At 71.6% G+C, this 16,844-nt stretch carries 13 protein-coding genes; 5 read left to right on the top strand and 8 right to left on the bottom strand.

The genetic code is table 11. The features are described 5' to 3' along the window. Nucleotides 1–221: 221 nt before the first annotated feature. Nucleotides 222–1,394 carry an acyl-CoA dehydrogenase family protein gene (locus tag QSK45_RS26025; protein ID WP_285560964.1) on the bottom strand — a complete coding sequence of 391 codons (1,173 nt, stop codon included), beginning with the start codon at nt 1,392–1,394 and terminating at the stop codon, nt 222–224. 412 nt (nt 1,395–1,806) lie between these two features. Further along, nucleotides 1,807–2,811, bottom strand: coding sequence for a GlxA family transcriptional regulator (locus QSK45_RS26020; RefSeq protein ID WP_285560962.1), 1,005 nt, complete (start codon nt 2,809–2,811; stop codon nt 1,807–1,809). Between the two features lie 133 nt (nt 2,812–2,944). Between QSK45_RS26020 and QSK45_RS26015 the strand changes: the two genes are divergently transcribed. The 3 genes from QSK45_RS26015 (at nt 2,945) to QSK45_RS26005 (ending at nt 5,397) form a co-directional block, all read left to right on the top strand. Then, the gene (locus QSK45_RS26015) at nt 2,945–3,901 is read left to right on the top strand and encodes a proline dehydrogenase family protein (protein ID WP_285560959.1); all 957 of its coding nucleotides are present in this window, start codon (nt 2,945–2,947) and stop codon (nt 3,899–3,901) included. 177 nt (nt 3,902–4,078) lie between these two features. Further along, the gene (locus QSK45_RS26010) at nt 4,079–4,231 is read left to right on the top strand and encodes a hypothetical protein (protein WP_285560957.1); all 153 of its coding nucleotides are present in this window, start codon (nt 4,079–4,081) and stop codon (nt 4,229–4,231) included. A 53-nt stretch (nt 4,232–4,284) separates the two neighbouring features. Beyond that, entirely contained in the window at nt 4,285–5,397 is a 1,113-nt protein-coding gene (locus QSK45_RS26005) for an ISL3 family transposase (protein ID WP_285560956.1), read from the top strand. A 982-nt stretch (nt 5,398–6,379) separates the two neighbouring features. On the opposite strand, the gene QSK45_RS26000 is transcribed toward QSK45_RS26005, so the two are convergent. The 4 genes from QSK45_RS26000 to QSK45_RS25985 all read right to left on the bottom strand — a co-directional run bounded on the left by QSK45_RS26000 (nt 6,380) and on the right by QSK45_RS25985 (nt 10,772). Next, a complete protein-coding gene (locus tag QSK45_RS26000; protein WP_285560954.1) occupies nt 6,380–6,520 on the bottom strand; it encodes an SCO1431 family membrane protein in 141 nt (46 codons plus the stop codon). 101 nt (nt 6,521–6,621) lie between these two features. Continuing rightward, complete coding sequence (locus QSK45_RS25995; RefSeq protein WP_285560952.1) at nt 6,622–8,007, bottom strand: C39 family peptidase; 1,386 nt, start codon at nt 8,005–8,007, stop codon at nt 6,622–6,624. Between the two features lie 218 nt (nt 8,008–8,225). Then, on the bottom strand, nt 8,226–9,767 hold the full coding sequence (locus QSK45_RS25990) for an amino acid permease (protein ID WP_490993619.1): 1,542 nt from the start codon (nt 9,765–9,767) through the stop codon (nt 8,226–8,228). Between the two features lie 78 nt (nt 9,768–9,845). Continuing rightward, on the bottom strand, nt 9,846–10,772 hold the full coding sequence (locus QSK45_RS25985) for a hypothetical protein (protein ID WP_285560946.1): 927 nt from the start codon (nt 10,770–10,772) through the stop codon (nt 9,846–9,848). A gap of 434 nt (nt 10,773–11,206) precedes the next feature. Between QSK45_RS25985 and QSK45_RS25980 the strand changes: the two genes are divergently transcribed. Beyond that, nucleotides 11,207–11,668: a nucleoside/nucleotide kinase family protein gene (locus QSK45_RS25980; RefSeq protein WP_490993618.1), complete on the top strand. Its 462-nt coding sequence runs from the start codon at nt 11,207–11,209 to the stop codon at nt 11,666–11,668. A gap of 449 nt (nt 11,669–12,117) precedes the next feature. After that, nucleotides 12,118–13,980 (top strand): AAA family ATPase, encoded by a 1,863-nt coding sequence (locus tag QSK45_RS25975; RefSeq protein WP_285560944.1) that lies wholly within the window; start codon nt 12,118–12,120, stop codon nt 13,978–13,980. A gap of 381 nt (nt 13,981–14,361) precedes the next feature. Here the strand turns inward: QSK45_RS25975 and QSK45_RS25970 are convergent, their stop codons facing one another. Together QSK45_RS25970 and QSK45_RS25965 are read right to left on the bottom strand one after the other, a co-directional pair. Beyond that, nucleotides 14,362–15,450: a hemolysin family protein gene (locus tag QSK45_RS25970; protein WP_285560942.1), complete on the bottom strand. Its 1,089-nt coding sequence runs from the start codon at nt 15,448–15,450 to the stop codon at nt 14,362–14,364. Next, complete coding sequence (locus QSK45_RS25965) at nt 15,447–16,781, bottom strand: hemolysin family protein (RefSeq protein ID WP_285560940.1); 1,335 nt, start codon at nt 16,779–16,781, stop codon at nt 15,447–15,449. Before QSK45_RS25965 ends, QSK45_RS25970 begins: the two co-directional genes overlap by 4 nt. Between the last annotated feature and the right edge of the window lie 63 nt (nt 16,782–16,844).

Below are 16,844 nucleotides of genomic sequence, written 5' to 3'. Positions count from 1 at the left end.
CCGCGTTCTCCCGGGTATGACACCCCCGCACTCGGCCACCGGGCGTCGGCGCCGCGTCTTCGTCCCACGCCCCGCGGTGGCGGCCGTGTCCGCCGCGCCGCAGGACCCGCCCATCTACCGTGATCTGATGCGCGCCTGGGCCGACCGGGGGCGCACGCTGCCGGGCCGCCAGGACCCGGAGTGGGTGCGGCTGGCGGCGCCGACGGTGCGACCGGGGCAGTTCAGCGCGCCTCGGGTCCCGCCACATGACGGGCGATGACCATCCGCTGGATCTGGTTGGTGCCCTCCACGATCTGGAGCACCTTGGCCTCGCGCATGTAGCGCTCGGCCGGGAAGTCGGCGGTGTAGCCGTATCCACCGAGGATCTGCACGGCGTCCGTGGTGACCTTCATGGCGGTGTCGGTGCAGTGGAGCTTGGCCATGGCGGCCTGCTTGGCGAACGGCTTGCCCGCGTCGCGCAGCCGGGCCGCGGCGAGGTAGAGGGCGCGGCCCGCCTCGATCTGGGTCGCCATGTCGGCGATCATGAAGCGCAGGCCCTGGAAGTCGGCGATGGGATGACCGAACTGCCGTCGCTCGGTGGCGTAGGCGACGGCCTCGTCCAGCGCGGCCTGGGCGACGCCGATGGCGCAGGCGGCGATGCCGAGGCGGCCCGAGTCGAGGGCGGACAGGGCGATGGTGAAGCCCTGGCCCTCCTCGCCGACGCGGCGGTCGTCGCCGACGCGCACGCCGTCGAAGTGGACCTGGGCGGTGGGCGAGCCCTTCATGCCCATCTTCTTCTCGGGCGCGGCCGCGCTGAGGCCGGGGGCGTCGCCGGGCACGAGGAACGCGGTGATGCCGCGGGGGCCGTCCTCGCCGGTGCGGGCCATGACGGTGTAGAAGTCGGCGACGCCGCCATGGGTGATCCACGCCTTGCCGCCGGTGATGACCCACCCGTCCCCCTCGCGGACGGCCTTGGTCCGCAGGGAGGCGGCGTCGGAACCGGAGGAGGGCTCGGAGAGGCAGTAGGCGCCGAGGAGCCCGCCGCCGAGCATGGCGGGGAGGTGCTCGATCTGCTGCTGCTTGGTGCCGTAGGTGGCGAGGGCGTAGGAGGCGAGGGTGTGCACGCTGAGGCCGAGGCCGACGGTGAGGCGCGCGGCGGCGAGTTCCTCCAGGACCTGGAGGTAGACCTCGTACGGCTGCTCACCGCCGCCGTACTCGGCGTCGTACGGCAGTCCGAGCAGGCCCGATTGGGAGAGCAGCGTGAAGACCTCGCGCGGGAAGCGTCCCGCGTCCTCCTCCTCGGCGGCCTTCGGGGCGATCTCACGCCGGGCTATCTCCCGGACGAGCGCGAGCAGGTCCCTCGCCTCGTCCGTCGGCAGTTGACGCTCCACCGGCTGCGGGTCGCGGTCGGGCATGGCGTCGGTCTCCTCCCTGGTCGGGAACCGGCGGCACGGCCCGCGGGTCAGGGCGGCTCCGCCTGGTCGTTCCGTTACGGCCACGGCGCGCGCCCCCGGATCACGGAAGCCCGCTGACCAGCGGCTGCGCTGAGTATGCCCGAACATCGGACTCCCGTCACCAGTTAACGACCGCTCACTCGAACATTCCAGCCGAGCGCCCCCGGCGGCTCGTCGAAGACGCTCCGCGGCCGGCGCGCCGGGGCGTCCGCGAGCGGCATCCCGGGACATCTGCGAGCGGCATCCCGGGCCGCCGGAGACCGGAATCCGGGTCTTCGATCTTGAGCGGTGCGCAGCGTCTGGGCCACTGACGTGCAGTCACGGTGAGTGACGGGCTTGCCGACCTGGTTCTGTTCTCAAGACCGGACAGCGATCAGTCAGTACTGCGCGGACCTTGTGAAACTGTGAGGGGCGCGGATCGCTGGCTGGTGGGCAGGGCTCTGAACGCCCGCCGGTATGCCTGGGGCGTCGTGCCGAGGTGTCGGGCGAAGTGGTGGCGGAGGTTGTCGACGGTGCCGAAGCCTGTGCGGTGGGCGATCGCGGTTACTGGGTCGTCTGTGGTCTCCAGGTGGTGCTGCGCGAGCAGGACTCGCTGTCCGGTCAGCCATTGCAGTGGTGTGGTCCCGGTTTCCTGCCGGAAGCGTCGGGCGAAGGTCCGTGGGGAGAGGTGGGCACGGTAGGCCATTGCGTCGACGGTCAGGTCCTGGTCGAGGTTGGCTTCCACCCAGGCCAGGACAGGGGCGAGGGACCCGGTCCCCTCCCGGGGGAGGGGGCGTTGGCGGTACTGGTGCTGGCCGCCGTCACGGTGTGGGGGTGTGACCATGCGGCGGGCGATTGCGTTGGCAACGGCGCTGCCGTGCTCCTTGCGGATGAGGTGGAGGCAGGTGTCGACGCCGGCGGCGGTGCCGGCGCCGGTGATGACCGGGTCCTCATCGACGTAGAGCACGTCCGACTCGACCCGGGCACGCGGGTGGCGGCGGGCGAGTTCGTCGGTGTAGCGCCAGTGTGTGGTACAGCGTCGCTCGTCGAGCAGCCCGGCCTCGCCCAGGAGGAAGGCTCCGGTGCAGATGCTCAGGACCTGAGCGCCACGCTTCACAGCAGCCCGCAGTTCCTGGGTCAGGTGGTCCGGCTGGCGCACATTGAGGTCGTAGGCCGGGACGCAGATGAGGTCCGCCGAGGCCAGCCGCTCCAGGCCGTGCTGGGCCCGCACCTCGAAACCGTGGCGGGTCGGCACGCTGTCGCCGGTGGCCGAGACAAGAGCGAAGTCGTACACGGGCAGCGCGTCGTCGCTGCGGTCGATCCCGAAGACCTCACAGAACACGCCCAGCTCGAATGCGTGGGCACCCTGGAGGGCCAGGACGGCGACGTCGTGAAGCATCGGTTCCTGATCCCCTCTTACCGCAGTGGCAGGAATTTCAGCTTACCTGTCGTATCTGCCACTCTCACGTGATAGCACCGGCCTGGAAGGCTCGCAGGCGTTCATCCATCCCGCGAACAGCTAGGCACAGCGCATGACCACGCAGATCCCCGCTACCAACGCCGCCCTCTCGTCACAGGCTGCCCAAGTCCTGCGTGGGCTCGCGCTCGACGAGGAGCTGAAGTGGCGTGTCCCAGATGACCCGATCCTGGGCCCTCTGGCCCGCAAAGTTGCGCAACGGTACGTGGCCGGTGAAACCCTGCCCGACGCCCTGGACCGGGCGCAGCAGGTCCTGGCCGTCGGCCACCGCGTGAACGTCGAGTACATGGGCGAGAGCTGCCGCGACCCGCGGCGAGCCACGGAAGAGACCGACACGTTCCTCTCTGCGGCCCGGCTACTTCCACCCGGGTGCTCGATCTCCCTCGACCTGTCCCACATCGGCCTGGCCGTCGATGCAGAGCTTGCCCTTGCCAACGCCTCCCGCATCGCCCAGGCCACCGCCGACACCGGGCGGGAGATGGTGATCTCGGCTGAAGGCTCCGACCGTACCGACGAGGTGCTTGCCCTGCACCGCAAGCTGTGCAAGCGGTTCGATCATGTGGGCATCACTGTCCAGGCACGCCTGTATCGCACCGCAGACGACCTGCCGGAGCTGCTTTCCCGTCCCGGCCGCATCCGCCTGGTCAAGGGCGCCTTCCTCGAACCTGAGGCCATCGCCCACCGGCGCGAGGCCCCGGCCCTGACCGCCGCCTATCTTGCGTATGCGCAACAGTTGGCCGACTCGGGCCATCTGTGCTCCTTCGCCACCCACGACTGGGAACTGATCAACCGCGTTGACCAGCACCTCGGAGGGAAGGGTCACGATTCCGATCCTTGGGAGTTCGAGACCCTCCTCGGCCTCGGGCCCGACCGCCTCCAGGCCATGGCCGAGCGCGGCCACCCCACCCGGGAGTACATCGTCTTCGGCACGGAATGGTGGCTCTACGTCTGCAACCGCATCGCCGAAGACCCCCAGCGCCTGCTCCAAGCCCTGGTCGACGCGGCCGCATGACCAGATCACCCGATCCGGGCCCACGTCAACACGCCTCAGCACACTGCCCTGCGAAGCGCCAGCGGCCCGGAAGCCAGAGCCCATCCACCGCAACGACAGATCCGGCCGCTGCTGCCTCACTGTCGAACGCGTGATCATTTCTGTTCTCTACGCGGAGATCAAGCAGGAGCCACGGGCTTGCCCAACGAAGCGACGTTGCTGCTCGGCCTCGACGGGGTGTCCGTCGTGCGGGTCGAGCGGCTTGAGGACGGCACCCGCCGGGTGCATCTGGCCACGGCGGAGGAAACGGCTCGCGCCTGCCCGGAGTGCGGGCCTTCGCCTGGAAGGTGAAGGGCACAGCCCGGACCCGTCCTCGAGACCTTCCTCAAGGGGAACGCGGGCTGGTGCTGTTGTGGCAAAAGCGCCGCTGGTGGTGCCGCGAGCCGACGTGCCCGAGGAAGTCGTTCACCGAGAGCGTCGCCCAGATACCGGCCGGGGCACGGATCACCGCCCGGCTGCGCCAGGCGGCCGGGCGCCGGGTGCGCGATGCCGGCTCAACGGTCATCCAGGCCGCCCGAGACCTGCACCTGTCCTGGCCGACGGTGATGGGCGCCTTCCGTCTATCAGCGCGCGAGGTCGTCGACGCCCCGCTGCCCGAGGTGAAGGTGCTGGGCGTCGACGAGACCCGGCGGGGCAGGACGGAGTGGGAGCAGGACCCCGAGTCCGGCAAGTGGCGCCTGACCCGGGATCGGTGGCACACCGGGTTCGTTGACGCGCTGGGCCACGGCGGGCTGCTCGGCCAGGTCGAGGGCCGCACCGTCGCCGATGTCCTGGCCTGGCTGTCCACCACACCGCTGACCTGGCGCAAGAACATCACCCACGTCGCCATCGACATGTCGGCCACTTACCGCGCCGCGATCCGCACCGGCCTGCCCGACGCCACCGTCGTGGTCGACCACTTCCACGTCGGCCAGCTCGCCAACAAAATGCTCTCCACACTCCGGCGCCGCACCACCGCCGAGGCCCGTGGACGACGCGGACGCGTCAGCGACCCGGAGTGGAAAGCCAGACGACGTCTCCTGCGCAACCGCGAGGACCTCACCGATGAGCAGTTCGCGACCATGTGGAACCCACTGCTGGGCGAGGGGCAGATCGGGCAGACGCTGCTGACTGCGTGGATCGCGAAGGAGAGCCTGCGCAATCTCCTCGCCCTGGCCCGCACCGGCGCCGACCGGCACCAAGTCGGCCATGCCCGATGGAAGTTCCTCACCTGGTGCGCGGATTCGGACATCCCCGAGGTCGTCCGGCTGGCCGTGACCGTGGACCGGTGGTGGGCGGAGATCACCGCGTTCCTCGACACCGGCCACAGCAACGCCAAGAGCGAGGGCATCAACCGCGTGATCAAGCTCGTCGCCCGCAACGCCTTCGGCTTCCGCAACGCAGAGGACCAACGCCTACGCACACGCTGTGTCACCACCCGCCGAGCCCGCGGACACCTCCGCACCGCTCAACTTTGAAGACCCCGGAATCCCGGGGTGCTTGCGGCGGGGACGAGGGGCAGGCCGGGGTCATCTGCGGGGAACGGGTTCGAGAGGCCCGGCGGGCGCGACGGTCCGGGCGGACCTGGACGCGCGAGGGCCGGGCGCCAGGACGTCCGGAGACGGGCCCGGCGGGGGAAGGGGGAGCACCGGGGCGGCCGGGAGCCGGACGACGAGGACGTCCGGCGGCGGCACCGGAACGCCCGGCGGCCGGCATGGGGGAGACGGGCGCGGCCCGCGCGGGAGCGGTCCCGGCGGCCGTGGATGCGCTCAGGCGCGTCGGCGGGGTGCCGGAGCGACGGTCGCCGTGGCTGTGCGCGGCCGGCGACCACACACGGGCTCCGACGGCCGGAAGGACGTTCAGCGACCGGGGACCGGGGGCGGAGGCCGGCATGCCGGGCCCCGGGGGCGGGCGGCCGGAGACCGGACCGGGGGGCCGGCAACCGGGGCACCGGGGCGAGGCGTCCCGAGGCAGAGTGGTCTAGTCCTCCTGTGCCGGTCCGGCAGACAGGGGCCCCGGCGCCGGGATACCGGAGCGACCGGCGACCCAAACGCGCCCCCGGGAGACGGGGAGGTTCGACGGACGGACCACCGGAGCGCCGACGCCCGCGTGAGGAGGGACTGCGGCAACCAGGACCTCCCGAGGCCCCGAGCGCTGCGAGGCCCACGTGAGTCCACGACGGCACACCGGAAGGGCCGGGCCGGCATGGGGAGACGACATCCGGTCCACGGTCGGGGGTCCAGGCGGACGGCCCGCAAACGGAGGTCCGTGCATACGGGAGCGCTGCGACGGCGAACCCGAGCGGACAGTGGAAGAGAGGTCGAAGGAGCCGGCACCCGGAGCCAGGGAGTGGGGACCCGGAGCCAGGAATAGGGGCGGGGCGGAGGTCGTCCGGCGGTTCGCCGGGCGCGGAGACCTCCGCGGGCGCGGTTGATCACGTCGCTGGAGCGGGGCTCCGGTTCAGAGGAGGCCCAGCCGGGTGACCAGCATCGCGGTGACGACGACGAGGACCCACCCGAGGAGGTGTTCGAGGAACTCGGGACCCTCGTCCCGGGGGCCGCCGGTGCGGGCGCGGGTGGCGGTGGCGGAGTGTGCGGTCATGCTGCTCCTCACAGAGGTCGGACGTACAGAGCGGCTCCCCCACCCGGTCGTCCACCTTGCCACCCGCGACGGCACGTGCGGCGATGAGCTTGCTCACACGGTCAGCGCACTCCCACCGCGGCCAGGGCCTTGCGCTGGTGGGCGCTCGGATGGGCCGGGAAGTAGAGGTAGCAGACCCCTCCGGTGCCGGAGGAGACGCCGCCGGAGGCGTTGTAGCGCTTCGTCCTCAGCCAGATGTTCTCGAACTCCCGGCGCTTGTACACCCGTCGCACCGCGTCGTCGTCCGGCGAGGCCGGGTCGTTGGCGATCACGTCGCCGTCCGCGGTGAAACCGATCACCGTCATGAGGTGCCCCGAGGTGCCGTAACCCGCCCCGGTCAGCTCGGTCTTGAGGAACGACTGCGACGTTATGGCCGGGATGCCGGCCGCGACCAGCGTCTCCAGATCGGTCAGCGAGGCGAGCCGGGTCACCACGCCCTGGAGGCCGTCGAAGGTCGCCGCGTAGGCCGCGTTGAACGGCCAGTTGCCGCAGCCCTCGTACTGGTGGTCGTACGTGTAGCGCGCGGCCGCGTCCACCTGCGGGTCGGCGTACGACGGGTCGACCCAGGACAGTTGCTCGGCGCTGAGCCGACCGCCCCAGTACTCGACGATCATCTGCGAGGAGGTCGGGCTGCACCAGGCCTCGCCGCCGTTGTCGTACTGCGGGTACTGGCCCTTGTGGATCTCCTGCGAGTAGCGCGGCACCACCAGTTCCTGCGCGAGGCCGGGCAGCGAGGCCGGGACGGTGAAGCGGTCGGGGATGTCGGAGCCCATCGCGCCGAGCCGCCACACCGTCGGCGTGAGCCGCGTGCCCGGCCTGCGGTACAGCGTCAGACGCAGCCGGTAGGAGACGAGGCGCAGCCCGGTGGAGGCGTCGTCGATGGCAAAGGTGTCGGTCCAGACGCTGCTCCTGCCGTCACCCTGGCCGTCCACCGAGGTCCGCTTGATGTCCATGTCCCCCGCCGCCCAGCGGCCCATCACGTACCAGGGCGTCTCACCGCCGTCGGAGTACGTGCCGCCGAGCTCGACCTGGAGCCAGGTGCCCTCGGGAGTGTGCGCGTTCCAGGAGGAGACGACCTCGGTGGCCGGCACCGTGAGGCGGTACAGCGGGGAGGTCCAGGTGGCGTACTCCCACGTCGCGGTGGTGCCGGTGTGCGGGTCGGTGTAGTCGACGGAGCCCGCGGGGGCGCCGATCACCACACCGGGGCGGGGGCCGGGGACCGGGCGGGTGCCCTGCGCGGTGCCGGTGCGCCACTCGCTGTACGTGGTCCAGGCGTGGTAGTCGATGGGGCGGGCGCCCGCGGGACCGGGCTCTGCGTCGACCGTCGCGCGCACGGTGGCGGTGCCCCGCTGCGCGGCGGCCGCGGCGGGCGTGGCGGCGCCGGCCACCGCGGCGGCGACCGCGGCGGTCAGGACGGTTCTGCGGGACGGCTGTTGGGCTCTGCTCATGGGCGCGCTTACCCCCAGGTGTCCGGAGTCATGGCTGGATCATGTGCACGTCGTGGGCCAACTATGGAGCAGCCGCGGGGCCCCTGCCAGCACTTGGGCGGATGCCGCGCCATGAATATTGGTCTGATCCGGTGGCGGCGGGGGCACAGGACGGACAAAGGCCCCGGCCGCGGCACCGGTGAAGCGGTGCCGCGGCCGGGGCCTGGGCGCGGGTCGGGTCAGATGAGGTCCATGGCCGCGATCTCGTCGGGGCGGCCGTAGCTGATCGGGCCCTGGAAGCGGCGGCGGGCGGTGGCGAACCACCAGACCGTGGCCACCAGCAGGACGACGGCGAGCGCGATCGGCGCGTAGTTGAAGGAGTCCACGGTGATCGGGGACGCCTGCGGCAGCATGAACAGGATGCTGCTGAGCACGATCCAGACCACGGCGAGCCAGCCGACCGGCTTGCTCCAGCGCCCCAGGTTCCACGGGCCGGACTCGAAGGCGTCGCCGAGCCGCAGCCGCAGGAAGATCGGGACGGCGTAGGCGAGGAAGAGTCCGACCACGTTGACGCTGACGATCGCGGTGAAGGCGGTGTGCGACCACCAGCCGGGCACGATCAGGGCGAGCGAGCAGGCCACCGCGAGCCAGACCGCCTTGACGGGCGTCCGGGTGCGCGGCGAGACCGAGTGCCACAGGCGGGAGCCGGGCATGGCGCCGTCGCGGGAGAAGGCGAAGATCTGCCGGGTGTTGCTGGTGAGGTTGGCGAGGCCGCAGAAGAGCATCGCGCCGATGACGATGAGGAGCATGACCTTGGCGGTGGTCAGGCCGAGGGCGTCGATGAGGATCTGGACGGGCGGCGCGCCGTTGGCGGCCTCCTTGGCGTAGTCCCTAATGCTGTAGACCAGTGCCAGCATCAGGATGAGACCGGTGATCGCCGAATAGCCGATGGCGCGGGTGATCCCCTTGGGTGCGTTGACCGTGGCCCGCACCGTTTCCTCGGACATGTGGAAGCTGCCGTCGAAGCCGGTGAAGGTCCAGCTGGTGACCAGCAGGCCGAGCATGCCTCCGTAAAGTCCGCTTGTGAAGCCGGTGTTGTTCTCGAAATGCGTGACGAACGACGCCGACTGATGGTGATCCGGTATCACTATGAGTGCGCCCACGATCACGACGAGTCCGATCAGCAGCCACCACACCGAAATGCGGTTGAGCACGGCGACGAGCTGGACGGTGTAGGTGTTGGCGAGCCCCTGCAAGACGATGATCAGGGCCGTGATCAGCACCGTCTGATGGACAGTCGGCTGGTAGGACGGCCACTGGAGCTGCACGAAGGCCTGGATGAAGGTGGCCGCCGCATAACCGGTGGCCGCGGTGCCGCCGATCTGGCCGACGAAATTCAACCAGCCCGTGTACCAGGACCAGGCACCCTTGTGGCGCTTGGCGAGCTTACCGGCGGAGAAATACAGGGCGCCGCTCGTCGGATAGGCGGAGGCGACCTCACCCATGGCCGCGCCGATGAGCAGCACCATGATCGAGACGCCGATCCAGCCGAACACGAGAATACGGGGGCCACCCGCGTTCATGCCGAATCCGAAGGACGAGAAAATACCCGAGAGGATATTGATGATGGTGAAGGAGATCGCGAAATTGTCGAACGCCTGGAAGCGGCGTGTGAGTTTCCGCGGATAACCCATCGCGTGCAGGGTCGCGTCGTCGTCGAGCACGACCGCGTCTTCTCCGGCGCGGGCCGTGGCCCGGGGAGCAGACATCCGTTCTGACACAGATCGGCCTTTCTCTCGTGCCTCTCGAGCGCTCTGGACGGCGCTCGCCGAGGGGGGACGGGTGACGAGCAAAGGGGGTCAGGCGGGCCCGGGGACGGGCAGACCGCAGGCGCGGCGCGCCCGGGAGAGCTGTTCGGCCGGGTCACCGAAGGCGCTCCAGGGCATGCGCGAGGCGTACGGGCCCATCGCCGTGAAGACCGCCCGTGCCTCGAACTCGCGCTGGCCCATGACCAGCGCGTGCGCGAGATAGGCCAGGTCGAGCACCGGCGTGAAGCGGTAACCGGCCACCGCCGGAAGCCAGTTGTGGTAGATCGCGAGCGCGGTGGCGCGCCACTGGGGCTGCTCCCAGACGCGGTCGGCGAGCAGTTGGGTCGGGTTGTAGCTCTCCACCAGGGCGACCAGGGGCAGCAGGCGCAGCGCGGAGTCGGTGGGCGCCCGCTGGCTGAGGAAGGCGGCCACGTCCCAGGCGGCGTTGACCGAGCCGCCGTGGCGGGCGAAGAAGGAGGAGAGGAAGCGGTGGTGGGCCTCGCGGTGCCACGGGTCCAGGGAGAGGATGTGCGCGAACAGCCGCCAGGGGCCGGGCGGCGCGGTGAGCAGGCCCTGCGGGGCCGGGTCGCGCAGCCGGTGCAGGCGGGCCATGGCCAGCTTGGCGACCCAGGGGGTGGGGTCCCGCGGGGCCAGGGCGGCGGCCCGTTCGCAGGCGGTGAGCGCTATGCGCTCCAGGGCCTCGGCGCGGTCGTCGTGGCCGTCGGCGGCGCGCAGGGCCCGCTGGACGGCGACGCGGGCCCACATGAGCGCGGCCTCGGGCGAGGGCTCCTCGGCCAGCCAGCGTTCGACCAGGTCGGTACCGGCCGCCTCGGAGGCGAGGACCAGGGAGCGGTGGGCGCGCAGGGCGAAGTCGTGCCGCGTCTCGGCCAGCGCCTCGTACGCGTGCCGATAACGCCCGGCACGGACATCGACACAAACGCCGGCCAGGACTCGGTCGTCGGCCGCCGGGTGCCACACATACTGCCCTTCGAATAACTCCGCGGCCTTGTCCCCGTACCCTGTCCCCGTCTACCGCTTCTCGTGGTGGCGCAGGAGGCACCTTACTCAGCACGGAGGACCCCCGGAACGCCGAATTCGACATATCGGTCAGGGATTCGAGAATGTTTATCGAAGTGCGCTGGGCGGGCTCGCCGATCGATGGTTCAAAGCGTAACTTTCTTTCGTCCGGCGACCTCGGCGGCACCGCCGCCATGCGCCCCCACTAGACTCTTTCCGGAAAACCCCCACACCGCACCACACCCTCGGGAATCGCCATTCAGCACCTCGCCGCCCGGCTGCGCGGGCTCCCGCCGTCCCTCGGACCGGTCCGGCTGATCGGCGTCGACGGGCACGCCGGCTCCGGGAAGTCCACCTTCGCCGGGCGGCTGGCCGCCGCGCTGGACGGGGCGCCGGTGCTCCACCTCGACGACATCTCCAGCCACGAGCGGCTGTTCTCCTGGACCGACCGGCTGCTGACCCAGGTGATCGACCCCCTCTCCCGGGGCGAGACGGCCGCCTACCTTCCCTACGACTGGAACGCCCGCGCGTTCGGCCCGGCGCGCCCGCTGCCGCCCGCTCCGGTGGTCGTGATGGAGGGGGTCGGCGCGGGCCGCCGCGCGCTGCGGCCGTTCCTGGCCGAACTGCTGTGGATGGAACTGCCCCGCGAGGAGTCCTGGGCACGCGGCCGGCGGCGGGACGGTGCGGAGCAGCGGGAGTTCTGGGACGGCTGGGTCGAGGCCGAGCGCGCGCACTTCGCCGACGACCCCACCCGCCCCCACGCCGGGCTTCTGGTGCGGCAGACGGCGCGGGGGTACGAGGTGACGCCGGGGCCGGAGCGGCCCCAGGGATCGGGCCCAAGGTGTGACCCACAGTGATGGCCTGACCCCCATGTGGTGAAATTGTGAAGACTCTTGTCGGCCAACTTCCCCAAGTGCCCCAACTTCGCTTGACCCGGGGGCCGTACAGGACTTACGTTCTCAATGTGCGGCCATTCGGAGCCGCCCGAAGTCGCGAAGCCCCCGGTTGTTCCCCCGTGATCGGGGGCTTCGTTCTGCCCATGGCCCCTTCTCTGGGCCCGTTGCGCACCGGTTCCCTCACCCTCGGTCACCGACTCGTCGCCTCCCCGTCCTCCCCCACCTCGCCGAACGGCCTGTGCGGCACCCTTCGGCACGCGGTACCCGCGCGGGTACGATGCCCTTGGTGCGACCTTCGGCGGCAGCCTCGCGCACCTGCAACTCCGGTCCGCGGCACGGCGGTTCGGCCGCGGCGACCGCCGGGCGACCGTCCGGTGGCGAACCACGGGGCACGGTCTGTGGGGGACGTGATGGACTTCGGCACGCAGGGCCCCGAGGCCCCGGCCGACCTCGCCTGGCTGCGCGGGGTCGATGCCTACACGATGGGCGCCTTCCCGCAGGCCGAGGAGGAGTTCCGGGCCGCGGTACGGATGGACCCCGGCATGGCGGACGGCTGGCTCGGGCTGCACGCGCTCCGGGTCGACACCACCACCGCGCTGCTGCGGATGTTCCGGCACCGCGAGCGCTTCGGCGAACAGCGCGCCCGGCACCGTCGGGCGCTCAACTCCTGGTACTGGCTCGGCTGGTGGGTGCAGCCGGTGCTGGAGAGCCCGCGCGATCTGCTGCTCGCGCACGCCTCCCACTGGCTGGACGGCCGGCACGTACCCGAGCTGGACCGGGCGCTGGCCGGACTGCCCCCGGTCGACACCGATCCCCAGGTCCGCTTCCTGCACGCCTGCCGCGCCTATCTGGTCAAGGACTGGGAGCAGCTGGTGCGGCACACCGATCCGCTGCTGGACGACCCCCTGCTCGGCATAGAGGCCGGTCTGTTCGGCGGCATGGCCCGGGTGCGCCTGGAGATGTACGGCCAGGCCGAACCGCTGCTGGCCGCGGCGCTGATGCGGTGCCGCAGCGAGCAGCCGCAGCGCAAGGAGCTGCGCTACTGGCTGGCGCGGGCGCACGAGGGCACCGGTCGCTCCGCCGCCGCGCTCCCCCTCTACCGGGCCGTGCACCGGGTCGACCCCGCCTTCATGGACACCTCGGCGCGGCTCGCGGCGATCGCCGAGGGGGACGGGTACGACGACGCGGCCGGCCTCGCCGCCATCACGCTGACCGGCGCGGGGCAGGACACGGTGGACGGGCCGGACGGGTTCGACCCGTTCTTCGGCGGCGAGGGACGGGATCTGCGGCTGCCGGAGCCGGATCCGCCGACCGGTCCGCCGCCGGCCGCGGCCGAACCGGGGGTCCGGGACCGGGGCGGCGCGCCCGGCTCGCCGCTGCCCTCCGGGCCCACCGATCCCGCGTTGCTGGAGCAGGCACTCGCCGAGCTGGAGCGGATGGTGGGGCTCGAACCGGTCAAGCGCCAGGTCAAGGCCCTGTCCGCGCAGTTGAACATGGCCCGGCTGCGCGCCGGGCAGGGGCTTCCCGTGCAGCCGCCCAAACGGCACTTCGTCTTCTCCGGGCCGTCCGGGACCGGCAAGACCACGGTGGCGCGCATCCTCGGGCGGGTCTTCTACGCGCTCGGGCTGCTCGGCGGGGACCACCTCGTCGAGGCACAGCGGGCCGATCTGGTCGGTGAGTACCTCGGGCAGACCGCGGTGAAGGCGAACGAGCTGATCGACTCCGCGATCGGCGGGGTGCTGTTCGTGGACGAGGCGTACTCGCTCTCCAACTCCGGGTACGGCAAGGGGGACGCGTACGGGGACGAGGCGCTGCAGGTGCTGCTGAAGCGGGCCGAGGACAACCGGGACCACCTGGTGGTGATCCTGGCGGGGTATCCCGAGGGGATGGACCGGCTGCTCGCGGCGAATCCCGGGTTGTCGTCCCGCTTCACGTCCCGGGTCGACTTCCCCTCGTACCGGCCCGGTGAACTCACCGAGATCGGGAAGGTGCTGGCGGCGGAGAACGGGGACCTGTGGGACGAGGAGGCGCTGGAGGAGCTGCGGTCGATCGCCGGGCACGTGGTCGACCAGGGGTGGATCGACGAGCTGGGGAACGGGCGCTTCCTGCGGACGCTGTACGAGAAGAGCTGTGCGTACCGGGACCTGCGGCTGTCGACGTACGCGGGCTCGTTGTCACGGGACGATCTGGCGACGTTGCGGCTGGCCGACCTGATGCAGGCGTACGGGGAGGTGCTGTCGGGGAGGGGGCCGCAGGATCCGTCACCCGCGTAGGCGCGAAGAGCACCGCACGGGACCGCCACACGGAACCGCCACGCGGGAGCACCGCACGGGACCGCCACGCGGAAGCGCTACACGGGAGCACCGCACGGGACCGCCACGCGGAAGCACTACACGGGAGCACCACGCGGGAGCACCACGCGGAAGCACCACGCGGGAGCACCACGCGGGAGCACCACGCGGAAGCACCACGCGGAAGCGCCACGCGGAAGCGCCACGCGGAAGCGCCACGCGGAAGCGCCACGCGGAAGCACCACGCGGAAGCACCACGCGGAAGCACCACGCGGAAGCGCCACGCGGAAGCGCCACGCGGAAGCGCCACGCGAGCGACCCGTCGCCGGGCCGCGCCGCGCGGCTCCCGCCACCGTCCGAGCGCTATGTGGCGAGCGCCTGTTCCGATTCCCCGCTCACCCTCGGTTCCGTCAGTCTCATGTCGGCGGCCTCGGGGTGCGCGGGATCGCGCACCTCGCCCACGAGCATCTCCAGGACGTCCTCCAGCGCCACCAGCCCCAGCACCTTGCCGGACGCGTCGGCCACCTGGGCCAGGTGGGTCGCGGCCCGGCGCATGACCGTGAGGGCGTCGTCCAGGGGCAGCTCGGCCCGCAGGGTCGTCATGGGGCGCCAGATGTTCTGCGGTACGGCCCGCACGGAGTCCTCCAGGTCGAGGACGTCCTTGACGTGGACGTACCCCATGAAGGCGCCCTGCTCGGTGGCCGCCACCGGGAAGCGGGAGTAGCCCGTGCGCGCGGTGAGCCGCACGATCTCGCCCGGCGTGACCGCGGGCGTCACCGTGACCAGGGACTCACGGCGCAGCAGGACGTCCGTGACCGGGCGGGAGCCCAGCTCCAGGGCGTCCTCCAGACGCTCCATCTCCTCGGGGTCGAGCAGCCCCGCCTGCCCGGAGTCCTCCAGGAGCCGGTTGAGCTGCTCGCTGGTGACGACGGCCTCGACCTCGTCCCTGGGTTCGACGCGGAACAGCCGCAGGACGGCCTGGGCGACGGCGCCGAGGGACACCGTGATCGGCTTGCACGCGCGGGCGAACCAGACCAGGCCGGGGCTGAGCCACAGCGCCGCCTTCTCGGGCGCCGCCATCGCGAGGTTCTTCGGCACCATCTCGCCGATGACGAGGTGGAAGAAGACCACCGCGGCCAGGGCGATGACATATCCGAGCGGATGCACCACGCCGTCCGGGAGGTGGACCGCCTCGAACAGCGGCTCCAGCAGATGCGCCACGGTCGGCTCGGCGACCGCGCCCAGCGTCAGGGAGCACACGGTGATGCCGAACTGCGCGGCGGCCATCATCTGCGGCAGCCGCTCCAGGCCGTACAGCACCTGCCGGGCCTGCGTGGTGCCGAGCGGTTCGATCTGGCTGCGGCGGACGGAGACGAGCGCGAACTCGGCACCGACGAAGAAGCCGTTGGCGAGCACCAGCAGCGCGGCGAAGACCAGTTGGAGCACGCTCATCGGAGGGCCTCCGCGACGTCGGCCGCCGGGGCCGTCCTGACCAGGCGGACCCGTTCCGCGCGGTAGTGGCCGACCTGGCGGACCGCGAGCCGCCAGCCGGGCAGCTCGGCCCGGTCGCCCGGGGCCGGGATCCGGCCGAGCAGGTCGGCGACCAGCCCGGCCACGGTCTCGTACGGCCCCTCGGGCACGTCGAGGCCTATGCGCTGGAGGATGTCGACCCGGCAGCTGCCGGCCACGTCCCAGGCGGGCCTGCCCTCCTCGGGCGGGGCGGCGACCAGCTCGGGCACGTCCTTGGCGTCGTGCTCGTCGCGGACCTCGCCGACGAGTTCCTCGACGATGTCCTCCAGGGTGACCACGCCGGCCGTGCCGCCGTACTCGTCCACCACGACCGCGATGGGCTGTTCGCTGCGCAGCCGGGCCAGCAGGGGCTGGACGGGCAGGGTCTCGGGGACCAGCAGCGCGGGGCGGGCGATGCGGCCGACCGGGGTGCGCAGCCGGTCGTGCGCCGGGACGGCGAGGGCGTCCTTGAGGTGGGCCATGCCGACGATGTCGTCGATCTTCTCCCGGTAGACGGGGAAGCGGGACAGTCCGGTGGCCCGGGTGAGGTTGACCACGTCCTCGGCGGTCGCCGAGTCCTGGAGCGCGCTGACCTTCACGCGCGGGGTCATCACGTGCTGCGCGGTCAGCTCGCCGAGCGAGAGGGTCCGCACGAACAGGTCGGCGGTGTCCTGCTCCAGTGCGCCCGCCTGGGCGGAGTGCCGGGCCAGGGAGACCAGTTCGCCGGGGGTGCGGGCGGAGGCCAGTTCGTCGGCGGGCTCGACGCCGAGGGCGCGGACCAGCCGGTTGGCGACCGTGTTCAGCGCGGCGATCACCGGCCGGAACAGCCGCGAGAAGTGGCGCTGGGGACCCGCGACGAAGCGGGCCACCTGGAGCGGCCGGGAGACCGCCCAGTTCTTGGGCACCAGTTCGCCGATCACCATCTGGATCGCGGAGGCCAGCAGCATGCCGACGATCACGGCGACACCGGAGACGGCGCCGTCGGGAAGGCCGAGCGCGGCGAACGGGCCGCGCAGCAGCCGGCCCAGGGCGGGTTCGGCGAGCATGCCGACGACCAGCGAGGTGATGGTGATGCCGAGCTGGGTGCCGGAGAGCTGGAAGGAGAGCTCCTTCAGCGACTCCACGACCGTACGGGCGCGCTTGTCGCCGTCGGCCGCGGCCTTCTCGGCCTCGGGGCGCTCGACCGTCACCAGGCCGAATTCGGCCGCCACGAAGAATCCGTTGGCGAGAATCAGCAGGAACGCGGCTGCGAGAAGCAGCAGAGGGGTGGTCACGATGCCGCCGCCTCCCCGGTATGTCGGGTGGGGGCGGCGCAGGTACTACAGGACGATCCGTCC

The sequence above is a fragment of the Streptomyces hygroscopicus subsp. hygroscopicus genome (assembly GCF_030269125.1).
Lineage (GTDB): Bacteria > Actinomycetota > Actinomycetes > Streptomycetales > Streptomycetaceae > Streptomyces > Streptomyces hygroscopicus_C.
Note: the sequence above shows the minus strand (reverse complement) of the source record. Positions and strands in the feature narration are given on the sequence as shown.

Bases quoted from the DNA above. Each gene is read 5' to 3' on its own strand.
- QSK45_RS25975 (WP_285560944.1), top strand. From the start codon at position 12,118: ATGGACTTCGGCACGCAGGGCCCCGAGGCCCCGGCCGACCTCGCCTGG.
- QSK45_RS26020 (WP_285560962.1), bottom strand. From the start codon at position 2,811: ATGCTTCACGACGTCGCCGTCCTGGCCCTCCAGGGTGCCCACGCATTC.
- QSK45_RS26025 (WP_285560964.1), bottom strand. From the start codon at position 1,394: ATGCCCGACCGCGACCCGCAGCCGGTGGAGCGTCAACTGCCGACGGAC.
- QSK45_RS26015 (WP_285560959.1), top strand. From the start codon at position 2,945: ATGACCACGCAGATCCCCGCTACCAACGCCGCCCTCTCGTCACAGGCT.
- QSK45_RS25995 (WP_285560952.1), bottom strand. From the start codon at position 8,007: ATGAGCAGAGCCCAACAGCCGTCCCGCAGAACCGTCCTGACCGCCGCG.
- QSK45_RS26000 (WP_285560954.1), bottom strand. From the start codon at position 6,520: ATGACCGCACACTCCGCCACCGCCACCCGCGCCCGCACCGGCGGCCCC.
- QSK45_RS25970 (WP_285560942.1), bottom strand. From the start codon at position 15,450: ATGAGCGTGCTCCAACTGGTCTTCGCCGCGCTGCTGGTGCTCGCCAAC.